The organism is Dyella ginsengisoli, assembly GCF_044904665.1.
Taxonomy (GTDB): domain Bacteria; phylum Pseudomonadota; class Gammaproteobacteria; order Xanthomonadales; family Rhodanobacteraceae; genus Dyella_A; species Dyella_A ginsengisoli.
This window is the reverse complement of sequence record NZ_JADIKM010000001.1, coordinates 765,255-789,950: the sequence shown is the minus strand read 5'-3', so window position 1 is coordinate 789,950 and position 24,696 is coordinate 765,255. Positions and strand designations below refer to the sequence as shown.

Sequence of the window (24,696 nt, the reverse complement as noted above, 5' to 3'; positions counted from 1 at the left end):
CGCACCGCAAAAGTGACAGGCGAAGGGCGCAGCGATGCGCCCTTCGTCGTTTTCCGGGCGTCACTCAAGAATCGAGCGGACCGGTGCCTCTTGAGCGGGAACGCCGCCACGGCGATACCCCCTCCCCCTTTCACGCGCCCGTGACGGCACCCCTCCCTGACGAACCATGGACTGCGCGCTGCGAGCGCCCTTGCCCGCAGCCCAGGCCGCGCCTCGTATCCCACGACCTGCCGCGTGCTCGGCGATGCCCACCACGCGCCATTCACCTGCCCGCATGGGCGACACCCCGGGCGCCGCCGCCCCCGGCAGCACGCTCTTGGCATGCACGGCAGGCCTGGCTGGCGATGGCCGGCCAGGGGGTTTTGCCGCATCGCGGCATGACATGTCGCGGCAAAAAGGGGTATCTAGCAACATACCCAAGGGGGTATGAGTATTCCCCCTTTCCACGCCGGCCGGCCGACAAGGCGGTGATCAGGAGTCACGATGAAACAACGACCCATCTGGAACGCGCATGTCGCCGGGACTGCGCTCGGTCTGGCGCTGCTGCTCACCTTCGTGCTGACCGGTCATGGGCTTGGTGCCTCCGGCACGCCGACCGCGATCGCGGCTGTCACGTCCAACACGGTGGCGCCAGCGGCCACGCAGGCCAACGGCTATCTCGGCGCCATGGTGCAGGGTGGCAACAATCCGCTCAATTCCTGGATCAACTGGGAAGTGCTGGGCGTGCTGCTCGGCGCCTTGCTGGCCGCCTGGTGGTCCGGCCGCATGCGACTGCGGGTCGAAGGGCCGCCGAAGGCACGCACGCCCGGGCGGCTGGCGCTGGCATTGGCGGGCGGCATCCTGTCCGGCTTCGGTGCGCGCGTCTCGGCCGGCTGCACCAGCGGGCTGGGCCTCTCCGGTTCGGCCACGCTGGCCACGGCCGGCTTCGTCTTCCTGATCGGCTTTTTCGGCGCAGGCCTGGCCACCGGCCTGCTCACGCGGAGGATGTGGAAATGACGTTCCCACTCGGAATGACCGGCCCGATCTCGGGACTGGTCTGCGGCGCATTGTTCGGTTTCATCCTGCAGCGCGGCGGCCTGGGCAACGGCTGCCGGCTGACCGCCCAGCTGCGATTGCAGGACTGGACCGTATTCAACGTGATGTTCACCGCCATCCTGGTGGCCGCTGGTGGCCTGTACGTACTCGAGCTCGCCGGGGTCATGCATGCCTCGGACATCTTCGTGCCGACCACCTACCTGTGGGCCACCCTGCTCGGCGGCGCGCTGATCGGCGTGGGCATGGGACTGGGCGGCTATTGCCCGGGCACCTCCGTGGTCGGCGCGGCCGCCGGTCGGATTGACGGCATCGTGTTCTTCATCGGCCTGATCGTCGGCGTGATCGCCTTTGCCGGCGTCTACACCCCGATCGCTCCGCTGCTGGGCGCGGCGGCTGGCCCGCAGTCGCAAACCCTTGGCGACCTGCTCGGCCTGCCGGCATGGGCGGTGCTGGCCATCCTGATCGGCGTCGCCGCCGGCGTGTGGTGGTTCACCCGCCGCAGCGGTGGCGACCAGACCATCACCTGCGCCGACTGACGCGCCATCCCACCCTTCGAGGACAGACACCATGAGCAAGACCAACCGCAAGCGCAGCGCCTCATTGGGCGTCCGGCTGTCGACCGCCACGCTGGCCATCGCGGCGATGGCGCCGCTACCCGCCGCGCTGGCGCCGTTTGGCGGCGTATCCGCGGCCCACGCCCAGAACAATCCATGCGCCCCCACGCCGGCCAAGTCCGCGCCCGCGAACCCCTGCGCACCGCAGAAGGCCGGTGCGGCCAACCCCTGCGCTCCGCAGAAGGCCGACGCAGCCAATCCCTGCGCACCACAGGCAGCTCGCCCGGCGAACCCGTGCGCGCCGAAGGCCGGCAAAGGCAAGAAGAATTGCGACGCACCGAAGAACCCCTGCGCGCCGGCGCCGAAGTGCGACGAGGGCGGCCAGGGCTGATGAATCACGCCCTCGCCACCGCTGCCGACCATCCGCGCCTGCCGTTCCCGCAGGCACGGATCGCTGCGAGCCTGCGTGCGCTTGGTCGCGTCCGCCGCGCGCGCGCGCGCGCCGCGGCGGATGCCCTGGTCGATTGCCTCGACCGGTTCGTCACATCCGGCCGGGTGCCGCTGGCAGCCGCGCTTGGCGACACCGCCACGCCGCAGGCCTGGCGTCAGTACCAGCCGGGCGGGGCCACGGCGATGGACGGCCGCGCGGGCACTTTGCACTTCTACTACCACGCACATCGGACGCCCGGGGCATCCCCCGCCGAGCACGGACACTTTCACGTGTTCGCCCAGCTCGGGGCGGCCGCCGACGAGACGCCCCGCTACACGCATCTGGTGGCTATCGGCGTCGATGCACGCGGCATGCCGCAGCGGCTGTTCACCACCAATCGCTGGGTCACCGACGAAACCTGGTTGCCGGCCGATCGCTTGATCGCCCTGGCCGAAAAGATCGCCGGCGAGCCGGCTGTCGGGAACGATCCGGTGGACGCTTGGCTGCGCGCGCAACTGGGGGTGTTCGCGCCACAGATTGCCGCCGTACTGCGGCATCGCGATCGGCGCATGGCGATGCGCCAGCAAGGCGGGCATCGACCGGGCCTGTTCGAGGACCGTCGCATGCACGTGCTCAGCCAGTGCCGCATTTCGGTCGAACGCCAGCTCACGGCGCTTGACCGCGTTATTCATTAATTGTCCGAAAGGACGGGGTGGAGGGAATGAACATGAACACACGCATCAGAGGCATCTTGGTTGCCGCACTGGCATTGCTCGGATCGGCCGCCGCCCAGGCGGTGACGCTGCCGGGCCCGGTGGTCAGCGCGCAGTGGCTGTCGCAGCATCAGAACGAGGTCAACATCGTCGACGTACGCAGCGATCCTGCCTCCTTCGCCAAGGCACCGGTCTTCACCACCGACAAGGGGACGAAATCGCTCGCCACGCTCGGCGGTCACATTCCCGGCGCCTTGCTGCTCGACTTCGGGAAAGCGCGCGTTGCGCGCACGATCGACGGGCGCGAGATCAAGTTGATGCTGCCCGACCAGGAGACCTTTCAGGCCCTGATGCGGGGCATTGGCGTGAAGGCCGGCAAGCCGACCGTGATCGTGCCCGAGGGCGCCTCTGGCGCCGACATGGACATGGCGGCCCGCGTGTACTGGTCGATGAAGGTCTACGGTGACGACCACCTCGCACTGCTCGACGGCGGCACCACCGGCTGGCTGCAGCAGGGCCTGGCGTTCGACACCACGCCCGCAGCGGCGGGCGATGGCGACTGGGCGGCCACCGCACCGCGCATGAAGTACGTCGCCAGCAGCAAGGACGTCGCCAAGGCCATCGGCACCGGTGTGCAGATCGTCGACGCCCGCCCGATGCCGTTCTATGTCGGCCTGGCGAAGAAGCCGGATGTCGCCAAGGCTGGACACATCAAGGGTGCAGTCAACCTGCCGCCGGATCTGCGTACCGCCTCCACCGGCGGCACCGAGCACTACCTCTCGCCGGCCCAGTACTCGGCGATCTTCAAGCATCTGGACATCAAGACCGGCAAGCCCAGCATCACCTACTGCAACACCGGCCATCTGGCTGCCGGCGCCTGGTTCGTGCTGAGCGAGGTGATGAAGAACCCGAACACCCGCCTGTACGACGGCTCGATGTACGAGTGGACCACCGAGCAGCGCCCGGTGGTCAGCCTGCCCTGACCCGACACGCGTCGTCTCCGTGCGCCTCGCGTGCACGGCGACGACGTTCTCTCTTTTCCGGCAGCGATGACCGCGTCGCGCCGCCTTACCTCGACGGAGCATGCGATGGACCAGCAGGATCCCAAACGGGGCCGCTTGATGCAGGCACCAGAGAACTTCCTGAGCACCGAAGGTCGCTCGCGTCGACGCGCGCTGGGCGGGCTGCTGGCCGGCGGCGCCGCGCTGCTCGCGGCCGGATCGGTGGGCGCGGCCGAGCAGGCCGCTGCCGCGATGGATCCCAAGCACCTCCCCCCGAACCTGCCGCCGTGGTCGCAGAACCTCGGCAAGCCGGTCGGCGCCAATCCGTACGGCGTTCCCTCGAGCTTCGAGAAGAACATCATCCGCCGCAGCAGTCCGGGGCTGACCACCACCACCCAGTCGTCGGTGGCGTTTGCGCCGCTGCAGAACCTGTTCGGCATCATCACGCCGAACGGCCTGCACTTCGAGCGCGACCACAACGGCCGTCCGGACATCAATCCGTACGAGCACCGGCTGATGATCCACGGCCTGGTGCGCGAGCCGAAGATCTACACGATGGAGGACCTGCTGCGCTTCCCGTCGGTGTCGCGCATCCACTTCGTGGAATGCGGCGCGAACTCGGCGATGGAGTGGGCCAACCCGTCGGTGCCCACAGTGCAGTACACCCACGGCATGCTCAGCTGTGCCGAGTGGACCGGCGTGCCGCTGTCCACGTTGCTGGAAGACGCCGGCTTCGACACCAAGCAGGCCAAGTACATCCTGGCCGAGGGCGCCGATGCCGCCGGCCTCACGCGGACCATCCCGATCTCTTTCGCGCTGGACGACGTGCTGGTGGCGTACGGCCAGAACGGCGAGATGCTTCGCCCGGAGAACGGCTACCCGGTGCGATTGATCGTGCCCGGCGTGCAGGGCGTCTCCAACGTGAAGTGGCTGCGCCGGATCAAGGTCGGCGACAAGCCGTGGAACACGCGCGAGGAGTCGCTGCAGTACAGCGACGCGATGCCGGACGGCAGCATCCGCCAGTACACCTGGATCCAGGAAGCCAAGTCGGTGATCACCTCACCGTCAGGCGGCCAGCACCTGCTGGACAAGGGCGGCTACTACGAGATCAGCGGTTTGGCGTGGTCTGGTCGCGGCCAGATCAAGCGCGTGGACGTTTCCACCGACGGCGGCAAGAACTGGCGCACTGCCAGGCTGCAGACGCCGGTGCTGAACAAGGCACTCACCCGATTCCGGATGGACTGGCACTGGGACGGCAGCCCCGCCCTGCTGCAGAGCCGCTGCATCGACTCGACCGGCTACGTGCAGCCGAAGATGCGCCAGTTGCGCGAAGTGCGCGGCACCAGCTCGATCTATCACAACAACGCCATTCAGACCTGGCTCGTCGATGCCGAGGGGAAGGTGCACAATGTTGAAGCCTGATCGAATGGCCGGCGCACTCGCGGCCGTCCTGCTGCTGGCAGCCACCCTGCCCGCGCAGGCCCAGGGCAAGTACGGACTCGGGCAGAAAGCCACCCCCGAGCAGATCGCCGGCTGGAACATCGACGTGCGCCCCGACGGCGCCGGCCTGCCCGACGGACAGGGCTCGGTGTCCGAAGGCAACGAGGTGTACGACGCCAACTGCGCCAGTTGCCACGGCACGTTCGGCGAAAGCAACTCGTATATCGCGCTGACCGGCGTGGCCGCCCGCCTCAACTACGCCACCACGCTGTTCGACTACATCAACCGCGCGATGCCGTTCCCGCACTCGAAGGCGCTGACGGCCAACCAGGTGTATGCCGCCACAGCCTATGTGCTGAACCTCAATGACATCGTCCCGGCCGACTTCGTCGCCAACAAGGACACCTTGCCCAAGGTCAAGATGCCCGCGCACGACAAGGTCAAGCCGTTCCCCGGCTTGATGAGCGTGAAGGGCAGGCCCGACGTCCACAACGTCGCCTGCATGAAGGACTGCGCGAAGGACGTGAAGGTCACCGCAAGCCTTCCGGCCGGCTTCGTCGAGAACCTGTACGGCGACATCCGCGACAACTTCCGCGGCCTGCAGACCATGAACGAGCAGGCCCCGCCCGCGTCCGAGTTGCCGGGCAATGCCGACGCCAAGGCAACCCCGGACGTCCCCAAGCTGCTCGGCACGTACGCCTGCACCGCGTGCCACGCCGCAGACCACAAGGTGGTCGGCCCGGCCTTCCAGGACGTCGCCGCCAAGTACCAGGGCAACGCCGGCGCGGTGCAGCACCTGACGGACAAGATCCGCAAGGGCGGCTCCGGCGTGTGGGGCCCGATCCCGATGCCGCCACAGTCCGGGCCGTCCGACGCGGAACTGGCGGCCATCATCCACTGGGTCCTGAGCCAGCCCGCCAAGAAATGACCGAGGAACCGAGCATGCCGCGACACCCCACACCCGCCACGCCAACGCACCCATCACGCAGCAAACGCAGTCAAGTCGAGGAGTCATCCATGAACATGTCGAGAAGGGCATTCCTGCAGGTCAGCGCCAGCGGTACCGCCCTGCTGTTGGTGTCGGCGACCGGCCTGTTGCCGCGCCTCGCGGCCGCAGCAACCACCAACCCGCTGGCGCCCACCGATCACCGCAAGCCGTTCGAAGCGATGACGCTCGACGAAGTGGTCAAGTCGCTGGGCGGCACCACCGCGACGAAGTCGACCGACATCGCGCTGCAGGCGCCGCCGATCGCCGAGAACGGCGCCGTGGTGCCGGTGGTGATCGAGAGCAAGCTGCCCAACACCAAGATGATCGCGATCGTGTCGGAGAAGAACCCGCACGCGCTGTCGGCCTCCTTCAGCTTCCCCGACGGCACCGAGCCGTACGTGATGACGCGCGTGAAGATCGCCGAGACCTCCAACCTCTACGCCCTGGTGCAGACCGACAAGGGCTTTTTCTATACCGAGCAGATGGTCAAGGTCACCCTTGGCGGTTGCGGCGGCTGAACCGACTCCAGGAGAACGAGATGGCAGATCCGATGCGAATTCGCGCCAGCCTGACGGGCGACACCGTCGAGGTGAAGGTGCTGATGTCCCACCCGATGGAAACCGGCCTGCGCAAGGACGCCAGCGGCAAGCCGGTGCCCGCCCACTACATCGAAACCGTCAAGGCCAGCTGCAAGGGCAAGGACGTGCTGACGGCCGAATGGGGTCCGGCGGTATCCAAGAACCCGTTCCTGGCCTTCAAGTTCAAGGGCGGCGCCAAGGGCGACAAGGTCTCGGTCACCTGGCTCGACACGGCCGGCGAAACCCGTACCGACGAAGCGGTGATCAGCTGATCGGCGCATCCCGTCGGTCGGCCGACGATCGGGCAGCCCGCAGACGCGGGCGGCCCGACCGTCCAGCGAGGTGACACCCATGGTCAAGATGACGCTGACACTGTTGCTCGGCCTGTGCGCGGCCTGCGTACCGGCCGGGTCTGTCCGTGCCGCCGAGACGGCCAGCACGCAGAGCGCGCCGATGCGGGTGGTGTTTCATCTGGACACCGACAGCAAGGGCACCGTCACCGCCATGCATCAGGTCAGGAACCTGCTCACGGCCGACCCGACGGCGAAGATCGTCGTCGTGGCACTCGGCGAAAGCGTGCGTTTCCTGGTCAAGGGCAGCAAGACCGAAGGCGGTTATCCGTTCGCGCTGATGATCGAAGACCTGCAGCAGAGCGGCGTTCGTTTCGAAGCCTGCAACAACACCATGACGACGCTGAAGATCACCAAGAATCAACTGGACGACGACATCGACGTCGTCCCATCCGGCCTGGCCGAAATCGCGCGGCTGCAGTCGCGCGAAGGCTATGCCTACATCAAACCCTGAGCGTCGACGGGCATCAAGGAGACGGCACATGAAATCGAAATCCAGGCAGCTGATGTTCGGGCTGATGCTCGTGGGAGGAGCCGCCGGAAGCCTGGCGGCGTCGCTGGTATGGGCGCAATCGGAAACCGCAACCGACCCGGTGGCCGAATACCGCGCGATGTTCGGCGACGACAACCCGGCCGCACTGTGGATCACCCGCGGACAAGACCTGTGGAACGAGGTGCGTGGCCCCAAGGGAACCTCGCTGGCCAAGAGCTGCGACCTGGGCCTCGGCGCGGGTGTGGTCAAGGGTGCATACGCGCACATGCCACGCTACTTTGCCGACACCAAGAAGGTGCAGGACCTCGATAGCCGACTGCTCACCTGCATGGTGAAGGGGCAAGGCCTGGACGAAGCGGCGATCCTGAAGAACCGCTTTGGCGACGGCGATCGCAAGTCGGACCTGGAAGCGCTGGCATCCTACATCGTCGATGCCTCCAAGGGCGTGGCCATCAGCCTGCCGCTGGATCATCCGCAGGAGAAGCAGGCCTACGAAACGGGCAAGGCGATCTTCTTCTATCGCGCGGCCACGCACGATTTCTCCTGCGCCACCTGTCATGGACAGGTCGGCAAGCGCATCCGCCTGCAGCAACTGCCCGACCTCGCACAGGCCGGCCCGGACGCGCAGGCCACCTACACCGCGTGGCCGGCCTACCGCGTATCGCAGGGCGAGGTGCGCACGATGGAGTGGCGCATCGGCGACTGCTTCCGCCAACAGCGATTGCCGGAACTGAAGTACGGATCGGAAGCCGCGATCGACCTGACCATGTTCCTCGCCAAGAACGCCGAAGGCGGAAAGATGGCGGCCCCCGGTCTCAAACGTTAAGGAGTCGACCATGCGCACCCCGATTCGCCTACTCATCCTGCTTGCGGCCCTGCCGGCGATCTCCAGTGCTGCCGAGGCGGCGCACCAGGGCGACCGCAATGCCCAGGCGCTGGCCGTCATGAAGGCATCGTTCAAGCCTCACGGCCAGGCCGACATGGATCGCCTGAAGCAGGACACCACCCAGGCCCTGTGCTCGCTGCACGCGCCTGCCATGCCCACCGGCGAGGCGGCCTCCAAGGCCCTGGCGGCCAACCAGGCCTCGGTCAAGTTTCCCGCCGATGGCAAGTTCCTCGGCGACTGGAAACGCGGCCAGGCGATCGCCGAGGAAGGCACCGGCTTCCAGTATTCCGACGATCCGGCCAAGCCTTCCGGTGGCAATTGCTACGCCTGCCACCAGCTCGACAAGCAGCAGATCGCCTACGGCACCATTGGCCCGTCGCTCTACAACTACGGCAAGAACCGCGGCCAGTCCGAGCCGGTGCTGAAGCTGGCCTGGAGCATGATCAACGACATGAAGGGGTACTCGCTGTGCTCGGCGATGCCGCGTTTCGGCGCCAAGGGCGTGCTCACCGAACAGCAGATCAAGGACGTCATGGCGTTGCTGTTTGATCCCGCCTCGCCGGTCAACCAGTAAGCGCCCCGGGAGCATCCTTCCAATGAGCATGAATCGTCGCGAGTTCATCCAGCTGATGGCCGCTGCCGCGGCGGCCGGCCTGCCGTTGGCTTCCAGCCGCGCATTCACTGCCAGTGCCAGAGGCGAGGCGTTGTACGACGCCCCGGCGTTCGGCAACGTCAGCCTGCTGCACATGACCGACAGCCACGCGCAGCTGCTGCCGATCCACTTTCGCGAGCCGTCGTCGAACCTTGGCGTCGGCGCCGCGCGCGGCCGTCCGCCGCACCTGGTCGGCGAGCATCTGCTGAAGTTCTACGGCATCAAGCCGGGAACGCGCGAGGCGCACGCGCTGACCTACCTCGATTTCGTCGAGGCGTCCAAGCGCTACGGCAAGGTTGGCGGCTACGCGCACCTGGCCACGCTGATCAAGCGCCTGCGCGCCAGCCGACCCGGTGCCCTGCTGCTGGATGGCGGCGACACCTGGCAGGGTTCGGCAACCTCGCTGTGGACCAAGGGCCAGGACATGGTCGATGCCCAGCTCGAACTGGGCGTGGACGTGATGACCGGGCACTGGGAATTCACCTACGGCACCGACCGCGTGAAGGAAGTCGTCAACGGTCCGTTCAAGGGCAAGATCGACTTCGTGGCGCAGAACATCCGCACCGCCGACTTTGGCGACCCGGTGTTTCCCGACTACGCCATGCGCCAGGTCAATGGCGTGGACGTGGCGGTGATCGGCCAGGCCTTCCCGTACACGCCGATCGCGCATCCGGCGCGCTTCGTGGCCGAGCTGTCGTTCGGCATCCAGCAGGATCACCTGCAGCAGGTGATCGACAAGGTGCGCAAGGCGGGCGCGGCCGTGGTGGTACTGCTGTCGCACAACGGCATGGATTGCGATCTCAAGCTGGCCTCGCAGGTCAGCGGGCTCGACGCCATCATGGGCGGGCACACGCACGACGGCGTGCCGCACCCGGTGAAGGTCAAGAATGCTGGCGGCGAGACCCTGGTCACCAACGCGGGCAGCAACGGCAAGTTCGTCGGCGTGCTCGATCTGGATGTGAAGAACGGCAAGCTGCGCGAAGCCCGCTATCGCCTGCTGCCGGTGTTCTCCGACCTGCTCCCGGCGGACCCGGCGATGCAGGCGCTGATCGCCAGGCACCGCCAGCCGTACGAGAGCCAGCTGGCCAAGAAGCATGCCGTCAGCGAGGGCTTGCTGTATCGCCGCGGCAACTTCAACGGCAGTTTCGATCAGCTCATCCTCGATGGCTTGATGGCCGTGAAGGATGCGCAAATCGCGTTCTCGCCCGGCTTCCGCTGGGGCACCACGCTGCTGCCGGGCGAGGCCATCACCCATGAGCGGCTGATGGACCAGACGGCGATCACCTATCCGACCGTGACCGTCAACGAGTTCACCGGGGAGCGGATCAAGGCGATTCTCGAGGATGTCGGCGACAACCTGTTCAACCCCGATCCCTACTACCAGCAGGGCGGCGACATGGTGCGCGTCGGCGGGCTCACCTATACCTGCGACCCGAATGCGGCCGCCGGCAAGCGCATCAACGACATGCGGCTGAACGGCAAGCCGATCGAGGCCGGCAAGTCCTACAAGGTCGTCGGCTGGGCGCCGGTGGCCGAGGGTGTCACGGGCGAACCGGTGTGGGATGTGGTGGCCGAATACCTGAAGGCGCACCAGACGGTGGCGGCGCCGAAATTGAACCTGCCCAAGCTGGTGGGTGAGCAGAACGATCCGGGCATCGGTTGATGATGCTTCGGCGCACGCTCGCTGCACTGCTGGCATGGGCGTGGCTGTCGCCGGCACTGGCGGCGGCGCCGGCCGGAAAACCCGCGTGGGCACCCAGCGACATCGATCTGCCCGTGCATCAAGTCGGTCCCCACAGTTACTACGTGGAGGGCCGGCTTGAAGAGGCGACTCGCGCCAACGAGGGCTTCATTGCCAACGCGGGATTCGTGATCACCGGCGGTGGCGTGGTGGTGTTCGACACGCTGGGCTCGCCCGCGCTGGGCGATCGGCTGATCGAGGAGATCCGCAAGCTCACCAAGCAGCCGATCCGGCGTGTGGTGATCAGTCATTACCACGCCGACCATTTCTACGGCATTCCGGCCTTTCGCCGGATCGGGGCGCAGATCTGGGCAGACACCCGCGCGCATGGCTACCTCAATTCGCAGGCGGCCACCGAGCGCCTGGCTCAGCGCCAGCAGCTCATCGGGCCGTGGCTCGGGCCAGACTTCACCCTTCCACTGCCGGACCGTTGGCTGGATGCCCCCACGGGTTTCAAGATGGGCGAGGTGACCTTCTCCCTGCGCCACATCGGGCCGGCGCATTCGCCCGAGGATCTGGCGATGCTGGTCGAGCCCGATGGCGTGCTGTACTCCGGCGATGTGGTGTATGCGGGCCGCGTGCCCTTCATCGGCGATGCCGACACCCGCCAGTGGCTGAAGGCGATCGACCAACTGCTCGCCATACCGGCCCGCGTGATGGTTCCGGGACACGGGCCCGCGTCGCTGCATCCGCGCGCCGACGCACAGATGACGCGCAACTACCTGGTGTTCCTGCGCAAGCAGATGGGCACCGCTGCCAGCAACCTCGTACCGTTTGACGAAGCCTACAAGCAGGTGGACTGGAGCGAGTTCAACGCCGAGCCGACGTTTGAGGTCGCCAATCGGCGCAATGCCTATAACGTCTATCTGCAGATGGAGCAGGAATCGCTCTCGCGATAGGCCTGCTCAGCCGAACTTGGCGAGCAGGCGCGCCAGCTCCTTGGTCGACGCCCGGACATCCTCGATGTCGTCGGACGACTCGATATGGTTGTTCAGGCTGCAGATGATCATCTCGTAGAAAGCCTTGTCCAGCGCGCGGCGCGCGGCGGTGAGCTGCAGTGCCACCTGCTCGCAGCTGCAGTTGTCCAGGATCATGCCCTGGATGGCCCGGATCTGGCCCTCGATGCGCGCCAAGCGGGAGACGATCTTGCGTCGCTGCGCCTCTTCGGTATCCAGCGGAATCTCCAAGGGGATCTTTTTGGTCATCTAGGCGAGTCCATCGATCAAGGCGGTTGATGCTGCGACGCAGGATTTTTCGATCAGGCCGGGGACAGTGACGATGTGCGCCCGGAAAAATCCATGCGCCAAACCCTTGGAAGATTAGCACGGGGCAGCCATTTTGCGCGGGCAGATCCACCCCAACGAAGCCACAAATCCGGGCGGAAAAGGTGCGCGTGAAAATGCTGCAATGCATTATCTTTCTTGGCTTTTTTTATCCGGAAATGTTTTGTTTTCCGACTACCAAAAAACCAAAAAGCTCGTGCTAATCTCCGGGTCATATACCTATACCTGCATGGGTATATATGCAAGGCCCCAGGGCACGCTTCCGTTCCCCGGCCCGGCGAATGAATGCAGCGGAGGGGAAATGCTCATGCGACTTCGAATTCTCGTCACGTCCACCGCGCTGCTGTGCTGCGGCACGGCAGCGGCAACCAACGGCTACTTCTCACACGGCTATGGCATGAAGGCCAAGGGCCGCGGGGGCACATCCATGGCCCTGACCGGCGACGGTTTCGGCGGTGCCAACAATCCGGCCACCATGGTGATGTCGGGCAACCGACTCGATCTCGGACTTGATCTGTTCGATCCCGAGCGCAGCGCGTCGCGCAGCGGATTCGGACCGGGCCTCGACGGCTCCATCCACAGCGGTCGAACGCTGTTTGCCATTCCCGAATTCGGCTACAACCGAATGGTGCGGAACAACCTGGCATTTGGCGTCAGCGTGTTCGGCAACGGGGGGATGAATACCGATTATCCCGGTGGCCAGTTCAATTGCGGCCAGGGCCCGGCAAACATGCTGTGCGGCTCGGGCTCACTCGGCGTCGACCTGACCCAACTGATCGTTGCACCGACGGCTTCGTATGCCATCACCGCAAACCAGTCGATCGGCATCGCGCCCCAGTTCGCCGTGCAGCGGTTCTCGGCCAAGGGACTGCAGGCGTTCGCGTACACGCCGGGGCTCTCCTCGGATCCCGCGAACGTGACCAACCGAGGGCCGGAGACATCGCACGGCTATGGTGTGCGCGTAGGTTATTTCGCCCGCCTCACTCCGAGCTTCTCGGTCGGCGGCGCCTATGCCAGCAAGATCAGCATGAGCAGGTTTTCCCGCTACGGCGGCTTGTTCGCCGAGGGCGGCAAGTTCGACATTCCGGAGAACTACTCGCTGGGCTTGGCCTGGACGCCAGTCGAACGCCTGAGCGTCGCGCTCGATTACGAGCGGATCAACTACAGCGGCGTGCAGTCGGTCAGCAACCGCAGCCTAGTCCCGTACCAGTTGGGTGCGAACCATGGCCCCGGCTTTGGCTGGCACGACGTGAAGGTGTGGAAGCTGGGCGTCGAATATGCCAGCTCCGATCGCTGGACCTGGCGCGCGGGGCTCAACCACGGCAGCAATCCGATCCAGAGCGCCGACGTCACCTTCAACATCGTGGCACCGGGCGTCGTCACCGATCACGTCACCCTTGGCTTCACCCACACGATGCGATCAGGGGCGGAGTTGACCATGGCGTACATGCACGCCTTCAGCAAGACCGTGCGGGGTGCGTCGATCCTGCCGGTGTTCATGGGTGGCGCACCGGGCGGCAGCGAGCGCATTTCGATGTACCAGAACTCGGTCGGCATCAGCTACGGCTGGAAGTTCTGAATGAGCAAGCCCCACACGCCGCCACGGCGTGTGGGGACAACCACTCGACGATGGCGCGGGGCGCCCCGTCGGGCCATCGTCATGACCGCGGCGGCCCGGCGATGGCGCGCATGATGATCACTCGCCCCGCCTCCTGATCCAGCACGATGGGCCGCCGGGCGGGCAGGACGCGGCTTTGCCCAAGCGCCGGTCCAGCGAGCGTGTACCAACCGCGCGCCAAGCACATCGCAGCCCCCTTCCCCCATGCTGACAATGGCCGCCTTCCACGGGACATGCCATGGCGCGCCCGCAGGGTTCGATGGACCCGCTGGCCGCACGGCTTGATGGCCGATCTATATCGCTTCATCGCGACATAAAGATATAAACTCCACCCAAGATGCCCTTCCTGGAGACTGCGGCGATGCCGGCCATCAGCTTTGAATTTTTCCCCCCCAAGACCGACGAACAGCGCGCGCAGCTCGATCGCGCTGCGCAGCAGCTGAAGACGCGGGGTCCGGAATACGCCTCTGTCACGTTCGGCGCAGGCGGCTCCACGCTCAGCTACACCGGCGAGACGGTGGCGCGGCTGCATCGCGAGCACGGAATGGAAGTGGCGCCGCACCTGTCGTGCATGGGCGGCACCCGCGCGGAGATCGCCGAGTTGCTTGCCGGCTACCGCGCGGCCGGCTATCGCCGCATCGTGGCGCTGCGCGGCGACCTGCCTTCGGGCATGGCTTCGCCCGGCGACTTCCGCTACGCCGCCGAGCTGGTGCGCTTCATCCGCGAACACTCGGGCGAGCACTTCCACATCGAGGTGGCGGCCTACCCGGAAACCCACCCTCAGGCCGAGGACGCGCTGGCCGACCTGCGCCACTTCCAGGCCAAGGTGGAAGCCGGCGCGAACGGCGCGATCACGCAGTACTTCTTCAACCCGGACGCCTACTTTCGCTTCGTCGATGACGCGCGTGCGCTCGGCGTCACTGTGCCGATCGTTCCGGGCATCATGCCGATCGGCAATTTCAGCCAGCTCAAGCGCTTCTCCGACATGTGCGGCGCGGAAATCCCGCGCTGGATCGCCAAGCGCATGCAGGCGCACGGCGACGATGCCGAGTCGATCCGCCAGCTGAGCGCCGAAGTAGTTGCCGGTCTGTGCCGCCGCCTGCTCGACGGTGGCGCACCGGGCCTGCACTTCTACACGCTGAACCGGGCCCGCCCCACGCTGGCAGTACTGGACCTGCTGCACTGATCGACTGACGCCGCGGCGCTATGCTGCGGTGATGCGCCGGATCACCCTCCTGCTGCTGGTGCTGCTGGCCGCGTCGATCGGCAGGCCATTGCGTGCGCAGGATGCCGGCATCCACCGCTGCGTCGATCGCGCCGGACACCAGGTGTTCACCGACCGTGCCTGCGCGGACCTGGACGCCACCCCGGCGCTCCCTCAAGGCGATGCTGCGCCCGATGCCTCGCCCGTGCCCGGCGAGGACCGCTCCTCGCAACTGTGCGCGGCCACACTGGACGAGCTGCGCCAGCAGGTCGTCGACGCCTTCGCCGCCCGCGATCCCAACCGCCTCGCCGGCCTGATGCTCTGGGACGGCTACAGCCGGCGCGGCGTGGTCGAACAGATCCGCACGCTGGGCACGCTGATGCAGCAGCCACTGCTCGACGTGGCCGACGACGGCCCGGCGCGCACGGCGCAGACCTCGCCCCTGTACGACGCCAGCCGGCCGCTGGATACCGACTTGGACACCGCGCCTGCGGAGGACAACCCGACGGCCCTCACCCTGGTCACCGGCCCGCACGATGCCAGCGGTGCCAGCACGTCCACCCGCTTTGCCCTGGTGGCGCAGTCCGGCTGCCTGTGGCTGCGCCCCGCCGATTAGTGGCGCGCGGGCCGACCCGTTATCATGGGCGGTCCCCCAACGGAGAACCGTCATGGCGCAGCAATACCCCGAATGGATCTGGCAGAACGGCGAGATCAAGCCGTGGAAGGACGCCACCACCCACGTGATGTCGCATGCGCTGCATTACGGCTCGTCGGTGTTCGAGGGCATCCGCAGCTACGCCACGCCGGACGGCGCGGCGATCTTCCGCCTCACCGACCACCTCAAGCGGCTGTACCAGTCCGCACGCATCTACGACATGGTGCTGCCGTACTCGCTGGAAGAGCTGGCCGCCGCCTGCCGCGACGTGATCAAGAAGAACGGCTTCTCCGCCGCGTATCTGCGCCCGGTTGCCTACCGTGGCCTGGGCGGTTTTGGCCTCTCCGCCGAGACGCCGATCGACGTGGCCGTGGCCACCTGGCCGATGGGCCCGTACCTCGGGCCGGAGGCGCTGGAAAAGGGCATCACCGCCTGCGTGTCGAGCTGGCAGCGCTTTGCGCCAAACACCATCCCGGCCGGCGCCAAGGCCGGCGGCAACTATCTCTCCGGCCAGTTGATCGCCCGTGAAGCGCGTCGCCTGGGCTTCGGCGAAGGCATCGCCATGGCCTCCAGCGGCCTGCTCAGCGAGGGCGCCGGCGAGAACCTGTTCCTGGTGTTCGACGGCGTGCTGCACACCACCCCGGCCAGCGCCTCGATTCTCACCGGAATTACCCGCGACACGATCAAGGTGCTGGCACGCGAGGAAGGCATCGAAGTGGTCGAGCGCGACATCCCGCGCGAGTACCTGTATCTGTGCGACGAGCTGCTGATGTGCGGCACCGCCGCGGAGATCACGCCGATCAACTCGGTCGACGGCAAGCAGATCGGCAACGGCACCGCCGGCCGCGTCACCCGTCGCCTGCAGGAGCTGTACTTCGGCCTGTTCGACGGCAGCACCAGCGACAAGTGGGGCTGGCTGGAAGCGGTCTGATCCGGCCCTTCCCCGTGCAGAGCAAGAACGCCCCGCATCGCGGGGCGTTTTTTTGCCCCCTGTAGGAGCCCGCTCGCGGGCGATGCTCTTCGCCCTTAATCGACATCAAAGCTAAAGGCATCGCCCGCGAGCGGGCTCCTACACGGTAAGGGGATCAGCCGAACGTGATGCTGGCGACGGCGCCATTCGTGTCGGTGCGCGGGCGCATCGACACCTGCCAGCCGTAGAGGTCGCACAGCCGCCGCACGATCGCCAGGCCCAGCCCCGCGCCACTGCCACCCGCGCCTTCGCCGCGCACGCCGCGCTGGAACAGTCGCTCGGCATCCTCCGGCTTGATGCCTGGACCGGTGTCGATCACCTCGATGCCGTTGGCACCCACTTCCACCCGCACCTCGCCATCGAGCGTGTACTTGATCGCGTTGCCGATGAGGTTGGTCAGCGCTACCGCCAGCACCGAGGCAGGCGCGTTCACGCTCACCGGCTCGCGCTGGTCCAGGTGCACGGCAACCGGCTTGTCGCGGATCTGCGGGCGCTGGCTCTCGATCACGTCGGCGGCCACTTTGGCCACGTCGGTGGTTTCGCCGCGGGTCGGGCCGCGACGCTCCGCGCGCGACAGCAGCAGCAATGCCTCGATCAGCTCGGTGGCCTGGCGCGAAGCGCGCTCGATGCGCTTGAGGCGTTCGGCCAGCTTGGGCGTGAGATCGGGCGAACCCTGCAGCAGCTCGGTGGTGCTGGCGATCACCGCCAGCGGCGTGCGCAGTTCGTGGCTCACGTCGGAGTTGAACTCGCGGTCGCGCTCCACCATAGCCGTGAGCCGTGCTGCGTAGTCGTCCAATGCCTGCGCCAGCTCTCCCACTTCGTCATCGGCGAACTCCGCCGCCAGCGGCTCGGCCTTGCCGACCTTGCGGAACTCACGCAAACGCTGCGCCAACTGGCTAACCGGCTTGAGCACCTTGCGCGACAGCCACAGGCCGATCGCGAGCGAGAGCAAGCCGAAAAGAAAGACCGCGCCGATGACGCTGAAGAGCAGTTGCTGCTTGCCCAGTTCGTCACGCGAGACGTCATAGCGAAGAAAGCTGTAGATGCCGTCTTTGTGTTCGACGGCTAGCTTGTAGTGGCGAAGGCGGCCATCCGGCCCCTTTTCGCTGACGTCGTGGACCCCGTTGGGAAGTCGCTGCCAATCCAACGGCGCCTTGTAAATGGTGCGGTCGCTCCAAGTCCACGCCTCGACGATGCCGAACTTCGGCTGCTGGTCGGGGTGTTCATGCACCTGGCGATTGAGGTTATCGACCTCATCCACGAGCGTGGCGGTGACCAGCTGATCCTCCACCCGGGTGCGGATATTCAGCGCCGCAAATGCAAACAACGCGCTGAGGCCGAAGCCGAACAGCGCGAAGGAGACGACGAGGCGGAACCGCAGCTTACGCCTGGACTGCATCCGGATCGACCATGCGGTAACCGATGCCGTGCCGCGTGTGGATCAGCGGCTTCTCGAACGGCTTGTCGATCGCCGCACGCAATCCATGGATGTGCACCCGCAGCGAGTCGCTGTCCGGCAGCTCCTCGCCCCACACCTTCTGCTCCAGGTCCTGCCGGGTCACCACCGATGGGCTGGCTTCCATCAGCGCCTGCAGCAGCTTGAGCCCGATCGGGTTCAACTGGATCGACTTGCCCTCGCGGTTCACCGTGAGCGTGTCGAGGTTGAAGGTGAGGTCGGACACCTTGAGCACACGGCTCTGCGGCCCCTTGCCGCGCCGCGCCAGCACTTCCAGTCGCGCGGACAGTTCCTGCAGCGCGAACGGCTTGGTCATGTAGTCGTCTGCACCGGACTCGAAACCGGTGAGCTTCTGCTCGAGCGCATCGCGCGCGGTGAGCATGAGGATCGGCGTCTGCTTGTGCGCCTCGTGGCGCAGCTTGCGCGCCACTTCCAGCCCGTCCATGCCGGGCAACGTGAGGTCGAGCACGATCACATCGAAATCGTGCACCACCGCCAGGTGCAGGCCGGTCACGCCGTCGCCGGCAAAATCGACCACGTGGCCGCGGTCTTCCAGATAGTCGCCGATGTTGGTCGCGATATCGCTGTTGTCTTCGATCACCAGTACGCGCATGCGCCACTCCGAGCGGTCGGCGCACGGGCCGGCCTTATGGGTTGCAAGCTTAACAAGCCTGTCGTGCCGGAGCAGAGCCGCCCGGGCGCGAAACTGAACGCGCCGCGCGGGCAAAGAAAAGGCCCGGATGACTGTCCACGCGGGATCAGTGCATCCGGGCCCAAGCTACTGCCCCGATACCGAATCTGCTGCCACCAGACCTACAGGTTGAAGTGCCAAGCAAATGCAGTGACGCCTTTATAGGCGGGGGGTGGTTAGGATGCAGTTAATGGTTCGCAGCTCCCGCCCGAACCGTTCAGCCGCCGACGCTTTGCTCCAGATGCTTGATGATGTGACCGGACACGTCCACGCCGCTGGCTGCCTCGATGCCTTCCAGGCCCGGCGAGGCGTTGACCTCCAGCAGCAACGGGCCGCGGTCCGAGCGCAGCAGGTCGACACCGGCGATGCCCAGCCCCAGCGCCTGGGCGGCGCGGACGGCGATCTTCTTTTCCTGCGGACTGAGCGTCGCCTTCACCGCGGTGCCACCGCGATGCAGGTTGGCGCGGAATTCACCCGGGCTGGCATCGCGCTGCATCGCCGCCACCACCTTGTTGCCCACCACGAAGCAGCGCAAGTCGCTGCCCTTGGCCTCGGCGATGAACTCCTGCACCAGGAAGTTGGCGTACAGGCCGCGGAACGCCTCGATCACGCTCTGCGAGGCGCTGCGCTTTTCCGCCAGCACCACGCCGGTGCCCTGGCTGCCTTCGTTGAGCTTGATCACGTGCGGCGGCTCGCCCAGCATCGCCAGCACGTCGGTGGTGTCGTCGGGGTTGTCGCCGAACACGGTCACCGGCATCTGCAGGCCGTGCGAGGCGAGGATCTGCAGGCAACGCAGCTTGTCGCGCGCGCGCAGCACCGCGTCGGACGGATTGGGCGTGTACACGCCCATCATCTCCAGCTGGCGCAGCACGGCGGTGCCGTAGAAGGTGCTCTGCGTGCCGATGCGCGGGATCACCGCATCAAAGTCGCGCAGCGCCTTGCCCTTGTAGCGGATCTCCATGCTGCCCGGCGCGATGCGCACGTAGCAGCGCAGCGGATCGAGCACGCGCACCACGTGGTTGCGCTCGCGCGCCGCCTCGACCAGGCGCTGGGTGGAATACAGCCGCGTGTTGCGCGAGAGGATGGCTATCTTCATGGGTTGTCCGGCGCCACGCGCTGCGCGCGCGGCTGGGTGTAGGAAAGCATCGGGTCGACCGCGAAGCGTCCGATCAGGGCGGTGCGGCCAAGCAGCATGGGAAACAGCATGTGACGACGATCGGTCAAGCTGATGTCAATCAGGAACGACTGCCCCGCCAGGCTCACCGTGCTGCGGATGAACCAGCGTTCGCTGCGCCGCCCGCCGGTGTCGGTGACCACGCGCCGGTCCAGCGCCGGCGCCTCGCTGTGCCAGGTGCTGACGCGGCGTCGGCCCGCGCTCACGCTGAAGCGCAGCCAGGTCGCGCCGTCGCGGCGAAATGTTTCGAGGGAGTCGATGTGCAGCGCGCTGGACCGCGCGCCCGTATCGAGCTTGGCCTTCAGGCCGGCGATGCCGAGATCGGGCAGCGCCACGCGCTCCCGCCAGCCGAGGGTGATGACATCCGCCATGGTCAGCGCACGCGTCGGGAGGTGGGGCTCGGGGATCGAGGGGGAGTTGGAGCGGGTGAAGGGAATCGAGTCCCTTTCCCACAGCGTCTTGTTTTTGATCAGCTTTTCGTCAGGACACCAGTAAGCCAGCGATACCCAAAACGATACCCAACAAGCTTACCAGTCAGGCGACAGCCCTCGCTAGTTGCCTCACGCCCTCTCCTGCCATTCGACGTGCACGCGTGGTCGAGCGTGCCAATTTTGCTGAACGATTCACAAACGCCAGCTCAACCGCTCTTGCCGTTGGGCCCATCACTGAGATGGGTCGACGAAGCCGAAGGTCGTGACGCCATCCTTTTCGGTGCCGCGATCTAGCGGCCCATGAAGAGGAACGAACGACATGATCATTTCTGAGTGCAGCCAGCCGAATTCAGATCCGGGCTGCTGCAACGCTGCCTCTCTCACCGAGCCAGTCTCCTGGCACACAGTGTCCACGGATACCTTCGAGGGTGTCCTCGCAGAACATCTCTGCCTCAAATGCAGTGCTCTCTGGCACCACGCCAAGGGGTTCGCGCTTCAACCTCAGCTGGGATTCTGAACCAAAAAAATGGCGCCCATTTCGGGCGCCATCCGGGGCTTGGGTGCACAAGCTAGCCGGTGCCTCACGGTCGGTTCCACCAGGCTTACAGGTCGGCAGGCTGTCGCCAGACCATCCGCCGACTCGGGCCAGACGTGTGGGGCACATCCAGCATATTAAGTTGGCTGAACCCTACAATCAGGGAAAACTGATCACCACGTCAGTCTCCGTCGATCATGCCCGCACTTGTTTGCTGAGCTCATCGCGTCATTCTGCTGATGTGGGGCATGAAGCCTTTATGCCATCCGCATCATTTGCCGCAATCGCCTTGAGGCAAAGCTGTGTTTTCGACTCTTGCAATTGAAGATATGCAACATTTGCGCTTGCCGCTGCCTCACTTTTTTTCGCGTCCCCAAAAGCCGTGAAAAGCTTTCCGAATGCCTCGAAGTAGGCACCAATGACATCAGCAGGAATTTTGAAAAGACCAAGCACCTCACTATTCTTTTGAGGATTGTACCCAGTGGGCATACCATCAGAGAGTGTGATATTCGTTGAGTTGTTTGCGAAAAAATTTCTAGGAACGGGCAACTTATAGACAGCATTCTCATCAGGAATAAATACAATAAAGCCTCTAACAAGTTGCCTCAACGAGGCCTGAGTAGCCTCAATGTGAACTGGGATCGCCTGTCTATAATAGATGCCGCTATACACCCTGCCTAGCGCCATCGCGTTGCCCGCCACACCACCATTGGGCAACGGTGCGACATCATTTATTGTCGGACTGGGAAGGCGAGAAGCGTTGCTCGTAACATGAAAATCAAATCCACATAAATTCTGATCGGATTTTTTTAATTCATCGAAAGTCACAAGCCGACTATAAACCCCACTGACGGGGCATGATTGATCTGGTGAAGCCACAATCCGCCCGAGATTGAAGAACAAGTCGAGCCGCCTTGAAGCCATTGAAGAAGCAATGCTCTTTGCAATGTCATCCACCGCACTTGTTGAAGTAGATTTACTTACGCTAAGCAACCCTGATGTGCTAACCGAAATTTCCAGCGAGTTCGATCCAAACTCGCTTCTAGATATCGTCATAAGAAACGAGGAGCTCATATCCGGATAAGCTTCGCCAGCCTCCACGTTAGGCGTATATATTTTTGTTGCTCCCGAACCTTGGGAATCGTCAGCCACAGTTACGGATAGCCTGATATCCTTCAGGGGAAGATGGTAGATGAGACCATCGTAACCAGCAGCCCCCTCGTTTACCCTTTGCGACTTGATGTTGGCACACCCGGATGCCAACAAGGAAAGGAAAAGAGCAATGGGTAGATTAAATACTGATCGCATAAATCCTCCACCAGAACATGAAAGACTGAATGAAGAAGAATTATTCACTAGCGGCCACTGACCGCTCCTGACGGAAATTCAAATGCGCAACTTGCGAGCAGCGGTGCAATTGTCAGCCGCGCCACGCCCCGCAATGAACTCGACGCTTGAAATATTTTCTCGCGAGAATGTCTACTGCCTCGCAAATTTTATGTAGGGAAAAGCTGACAAGGTGTGTGGGGTATTTCCAATACCGTTCAGGTAGACTGTCTACGTAACTAACCCTTTGAGAGGACCAACATGGCTATCAATCTCGATTCACTTTCCCCCGCTGAACTCCAAGCGCTCATCAAGAACGCCGAAGCGCAGATGGAATCCGCGCGGAAGAATCACGTCAAGGAAGTGCGGGCCAAGATCGATGGCATCCTCGCGGGCGCTGGCCTGACCATTGGTGAGGTCTATCCGACGCGCGGCGGCAAGGTCGCCAAGGGTCCGAAGGCTGTGGTTGCGCCGAAGTACCGCAACCCCGACAACGCGGCCCAGACTTGGTCTGGCCGGGGTAAGCGCCCGACGTGGTTCGTTGATGCCTTGAAGAAGAAGGGTGTCACGGCCGACAGCCTCTTGATTGCTGGTGCCACGGCGAAGACCGCGCCCGCCAAGAAAGCGGCGAAGAAGGCTCCGGCCAAGAAGGCTGCTAAGAAGTAATCCACTGATAGGCCTACCTTTTCCCATAAAGGCGAAAGGTGTAACCTCGCCCCTGAGACCAAAAAAAGTCAAACAGCTTGGGAGCAGTAGTAAAAGCGTTTTTTGCTGAGCTCATTTGCTTCGCGTGTGGCATGGATACCGCTTTGGCCCGTATCGCAGTAGCAGTAACGCTAGATGGTGTTTTTCACGCGTTTGAAAGCTCTGATGGAGGGCACAACATGGCATCTCATGAAAAAGGTGTGGGTACTAAGGGGGTTCTGCGGGGGCCAAACGTATCCATGTCAGCGAAGAGATGAGCAAACGCAAACTCGCTTTTCCAAGAGTCCCGGGGCTCGTCCCCACCCCGCGCCAAATCTAAAAAGGCTGCCTTCTTGGCAGCCTTTTTTTTGCTCGGCGCAACGGTCTGCTTCGTCAGCGGCACGCCAGCATCCCAGCGAGGACGAGCCTGACTGCTTGCCCACCCTAGTCACGACACTCTGTTCCGAAGTGTTCGAATTTCAGAGCTCGCAACCTAGCTGAGCATCTTGCCTGTTGAGACAGGCCCAGCTTAGGCTGGGTCAATCGTTGAAAGGAATGAGCGATGAGACCAGTCGTCGTGTACCTAGATAGCCAGGATTTCTCCAGATTTTCGCCGTCTCACCCAGACTACGAGGCGTCTCTACCCATCAAGCAGCGGTTGCTCGCTCTCCGCGATCAAGGCACCGCCCGTTTTGTATTCAGTGACGTACTCTTCTTCGAAGCGCTTCCGACCGAACCGAGAGTCATCGACAAAGGGCTAGAACGGATCCGCACAATCGCAGAAATGTGCGGAGATAACCATCTCCCTTCCGGCTCAACTATCTTCGAACATGAAATGACAGTCTTGGGTGGATCATCGGCTGTGCTCGATTGGACGGAGTGGCACCCCCGCTTTGAAATGGAACGCCCAAATATTAAAGCGGAGCTCGATAAATGGGTAATAGAAAACTCAACCAACAGAAAGATGCGCCGCGCACTCTCCAAGAGGATCTCCGCAAAGGTGGAACCTGCCTTCTATAAGACATGCGTCGACGAACTGCTGCAAAAATACCCATTATTTCGTGGCGGGAGGGCCGCCATTGAAATGTTCATTCGCGACAACTCCACGTGGCCGCAATTAAGGCAAGCTATCCTCGAAGGAATGCGGGATATCGTTCAGCTATCAACTTGGCTAAGCGATAACTGGAAATACAATCATAATTTTTCAGATGGGCTAAGGGCAGGAAACAGGAGTACGCAAGAATCGCTAATAAATCTTTACGAAAAAATGAGATCAACATTTGATCAAAGCACAATTCCAACAGTTGACGCCGCAAAAATAGTTGAAAAATCTTATAAATTTGAACTGCGCAACGCTTATCAGAAGATAGTAGACAAAAGCAGCACTGATAACATATCTATCACACCCGATCTTCCTATCGAAGAATTCTTCCGCGCCAAGGCACCTTCAATTTTTTGCGCATACACGTTCATCGGCGAGTTGCTTCTTGCGTCAGCCCTTCCCCAGAGACCAAGAAACCCCCACAAGAAGGCGGGCAGCGACTTTGCAGACGCTATGCACCTTCTATTTGTTCCGTATGTTGATATCATTCGGGTGGACTCCTTCGCCCACAGCGTGTTGAAGCGAACTGACCTAGGATTTCCTGCGCAATTCGCACCATCTTTAGCTGACCTGCCCGAACTTATAGGGTCGACTCATGCCAGCAGGAGTGCGAGAGCCGGCCTGACTACGCGTTAGAGCAGGAAGATGAGCATGATCAACTCACCACCCCGCTCAGCTTTCAAGCCAAAAACCCCAAGCCTAACGA

The 24,696-nt window shown here is 64.0% G+C and carries 26 protein-coding genes; 20 read left to right on the top strand and 6 right to left on the bottom strand.

The window, feature by feature from the left end; translation table 11 throughout:
- Positions 1-483: 483 nt before the first annotated feature.
- From ISP17_RS03605 to ISP17_RS03540, 14 genes are all read left to right on the top strand, one after another.
- The gene (locus ISP17_RS03605) at positions 484-996 is read left to right on the top strand and encodes a YeeE/YedE thiosulfate transporter family protein (protein WP_404630144.1); all 513 of its coding nucleotides are present in this window, start codon (positions 484-486) and stop codon (positions 994-996) included.
- Positions 993-1,571: a YeeE/YedE thiosulfate transporter family protein gene (locus tag ISP17_RS03600; protein WP_404630143.1), complete on the top strand. Its 579-nt coding sequence runs from the start codon at positions 993-995 to the stop codon at positions 1,569-1,571. The genes ISP17_RS03605 and ISP17_RS03600 overlap by 4 nt, the downstream gene beginning before the upstream one ends.
- A gap of 31 nt (positions 1,572-1,602) precedes the next feature.
- Positions 1,603-1,980: a hypothetical protein gene (locus ISP17_RS03595; protein ID WP_404630142.1), complete on the top strand. Its 378-nt coding sequence runs from the start codon at positions 1,603-1,605 to the stop codon at positions 1,978-1,980.
- Positions 1,980-2,714: a DUF6969 family protein gene (locus tag ISP17_RS03590; protein ID WP_404630141.1), complete on the top strand. Its 735-nt coding sequence runs from the start codon at positions 1,980-1,982 to the stop codon at positions 2,712-2,714. Before ISP17_RS03595 ends, ISP17_RS03590 begins: the two co-directional genes overlap by 1 nt.
- Before the next feature lie 32 nt (positions 2,715-2,746).
- The gene (locus ISP17_RS03585) at positions 2,747-3,715 is read left to right on the top strand and encodes a sulfurtransferase (protein ID WP_404630140.1); all 969 of its coding nucleotides are present in this window, start codon (positions 2,747-2,749) and stop codon (positions 3,713-3,715) included.
- A gap of 105 nt (positions 3,716-3,820) precedes the next feature.
- Complete coding sequence (gene soxC / locus ISP17_RS03580) at positions 3,821-5,155, top strand: sulfite dehydrogenase (RefSeq protein WP_404630139.1); 1,335 nt, start codon at positions 3,821-3,823, stop codon at positions 5,153-5,155.
- Positions 5,142-6,101 (top strand): c-type cytochrome, encoded by a 960-nt coding sequence (locus ISP17_RS03575; protein WP_404630138.1) that lies wholly within the window; start codon positions 5,142-5,144, stop codon positions 6,099-6,101. The genes soxC and ISP17_RS03575 overlap by 14 nt, the downstream gene beginning before the upstream one ends.
- Positions 6,102-6,190: 89 nt before the next feature.
- Positions 6,191-6,679, top strand: a complete 489-nt coding sequence (gene soxY, locus ISP17_RS03570) for a thiosulfate oxidation carrier protein SoxY (RefSeq protein ID WP_404630137.1) — start codon at positions 6,191-6,193, stop codon at positions 6,677-6,679.
- A gap of 20 nt (positions 6,680-6,699) precedes the next feature.
- On the top strand, positions 6,700-7,011 hold the full coding sequence (gene soxZ / locus ISP17_RS03565; protein ID WP_404630136.1) for a thiosulfate oxidation carrier complex protein SoxZ: 312 nt from the start codon (positions 6,700-6,702) through the stop codon (positions 7,009-7,011).
- 79 nt (positions 7,012-7,090) lie between these two features.
- Positions 7,091-7,543, top strand: coding sequence for a DsrE family protein (locus tag ISP17_RS03560; protein ID WP_404630135.1), 453 nt, complete (start codon positions 7,091-7,093; stop codon positions 7,541-7,543).
- A 28-nt stretch (positions 7,544-7,571) separates the two neighbouring features.
- Positions 7,572-8,408 (top strand): sulfur oxidation c-type cytochrome SoxA, encoded by an 837-nt coding sequence (gene soxA / locus ISP17_RS03555; RefSeq protein WP_404630134.1) that lies wholly within the window; start codon positions 7,572-7,574, stop codon positions 8,406-8,408.
- Between the two features lie 10 nt (positions 8,409-8,418).
- Positions 8,419-9,042 carry a sulfur oxidation c-type cytochrome SoxX gene (gene soxX / locus ISP17_RS03550; RefSeq protein ID WP_404630133.1) on the top strand — a complete coding sequence of 208 codons (624 nt, stop codon included), beginning with the start codon at positions 8,419-8,421 and terminating at the stop codon, positions 9,040-9,042.
- Positions 9,043-9,064: 22 nt separating this feature from the next.
- Positions 9,065-10,783 (top strand): thiosulfohydrolase SoxB, encoded by a 1,719-nt coding sequence (gene soxB / locus ISP17_RS03545; RefSeq protein WP_404630132.1) that lies wholly within the window; start codon positions 9,065-9,067, stop codon positions 10,781-10,783.
- Positions 10,783-11,760: an MBL fold metallo-hydrolase gene (locus ISP17_RS03540; RefSeq protein ID WP_404630131.1), complete on the top strand. Its 978-nt coding sequence runs from the start codon at positions 10,783-10,785 to the stop codon at positions 11,758-11,760. Before soxB ends, ISP17_RS03540 begins: the two co-directional genes overlap by 1 nt.
- 6 nt (positions 11,761-11,766) lie before the next feature.
- Here ISP17_RS03540 and ISP17_RS03535 read toward each other — a convergent pair whose 3' ends face one another.
- The gene (locus ISP17_RS03535) at positions 11,767-12,066 is read right to left on the bottom strand and encodes a metal-sensitive transcriptional regulator (protein ID WP_404630130.1); all 300 of its coding nucleotides are present in this window, start codon (positions 12,064-12,066) and stop codon (positions 11,767-11,769) included.
- Between the two features lie 379 nt (positions 12,067-12,445).
- Between ISP17_RS03535 and ISP17_RS03530 the strand changes: the two genes are divergently transcribed.
- From ISP17_RS03530 to ISP17_RS03515, 4 genes are all read left to right on the top strand, one after another.
- The gene (locus ISP17_RS03530) at positions 12,446-13,723 is read left to right on the top strand and encodes an OmpP1/FadL family transporter (protein ID WP_404630129.1); all 1,278 of its coding nucleotides are present in this window, start codon (positions 12,446-12,448) and stop codon (positions 13,721-13,723) included.
- A 400-nt stretch (positions 13,724-14,123) separates the two neighbouring features.
- Complete coding sequence (gene metF / locus ISP17_RS03525) at positions 14,124-14,948, top strand: methylenetetrahydrofolate reductase [NAD(P)H] (protein ID WP_404630128.1); 825 nt, start codon at positions 14,124-14,126, stop codon at positions 14,946-14,948.
- Positions 14,949-14,979: 31 nt separating this feature from the next.
- Entirely contained in the window at positions 14,980-15,582 is a 603-nt protein-coding gene (locus tag ISP17_RS03520) for a DUF4124 domain-containing protein (RefSeq protein WP_404630127.1), read from the top strand.
- A 52-nt stretch (positions 15,583-15,634) separates the two neighbouring features.
- Entirely contained in the window at positions 15,635-16,552 is a 918-nt protein-coding gene (locus tag ISP17_RS03515) for a branched-chain amino acid transaminase (protein ID WP_404630126.1), read from the top strand.
- Between the two features lie 154 nt (positions 16,553-16,706).
- Here the strand turns inward: ISP17_RS03515 and ISP17_RS03510 are convergent, their stop codons facing one another.
- The 5 genes from ISP17_RS03510 to ISP17_RS03490 all read right to left on the bottom strand — a co-directional run bounded on the left by ISP17_RS03510 (position 16,707) and on the right by ISP17_RS03490 (position 22,186).
- On the bottom strand, positions 16,707-17,990 hold the full coding sequence (locus ISP17_RS03510) for a sensor histidine kinase (RefSeq protein ID WP_404630125.1): 1,284 nt from the start codon (positions 17,988-17,990) through the stop codon (positions 16,707-16,709).
- Complete coding sequence (locus ISP17_RS03505; RefSeq protein ID WP_324895621.1) at positions 17,974-18,660, bottom strand: response regulator transcription factor; 687 nt, start codon at positions 18,658-18,660, stop codon at positions 17,974-17,976. Before ISP17_RS03505 ends, ISP17_RS03510 begins: the two co-directional genes overlap by 17 nt.
- A gap of 295 nt (positions 18,661-18,955) precedes the next feature.
- A complete protein-coding gene (rimK, locus tag ISP17_RS03500) occupies positions 18,956-19,834 on the bottom strand; it encodes a 30S ribosomal protein S6--L-glutamate ligase (RefSeq protein ID WP_404630124.1) in 879 nt (292 codons plus the stop codon).
- Positions 19,831-20,283 carry an ATP-dependent zinc protease family protein gene (locus ISP17_RS03495; protein WP_404630123.1) on the bottom strand — a complete coding sequence of 151 codons (453 nt, stop codon included), beginning with the start codon at positions 20,281-20,283 and terminating at the stop codon, positions 19,831-19,833. The genes rimK and ISP17_RS03495 overlap by 4 nt, the downstream gene beginning before the upstream one ends.
- An 823-nt stretch (positions 20,284-21,106) precedes the next feature.
- Positions 21,107-22,186 carry a hypothetical protein gene (locus ISP17_RS03490; RefSeq protein WP_404630122.1) on the bottom strand — a complete coding sequence of 360 codons (1,080 nt, stop codon included), beginning with the start codon at positions 22,184-22,186 and terminating at the stop codon, positions 21,107-21,109.
- Between the two features lie 279 nt (positions 22,187-22,465).
- Here ISP17_RS03490 and ISP17_RS03485 point away from each other — a divergent pair, with 279 nt between their 5' ends.
- Both ISP17_RS03485 and ISP17_RS03480 read left to right on the top strand, forming a co-directional pair.
- Positions 22,466-22,870, top strand: coding sequence for an H-NS histone family protein (locus tag ISP17_RS03485; RefSeq protein WP_404630121.1), 405 nt, complete (start codon positions 22,466-22,468; stop codon positions 22,868-22,870).
- Between the two features lie 580 nt (positions 22,871-23,450).
- Positions 23,451-24,626, top strand: coding sequence for a hypothetical protein (locus ISP17_RS03480; protein WP_404630120.1), 1,176 nt, complete (start codon positions 23,451-23,453; stop codon positions 24,624-24,626).
- Positions 24,627-24,696 lie beyond the last annotated feature (70 nt).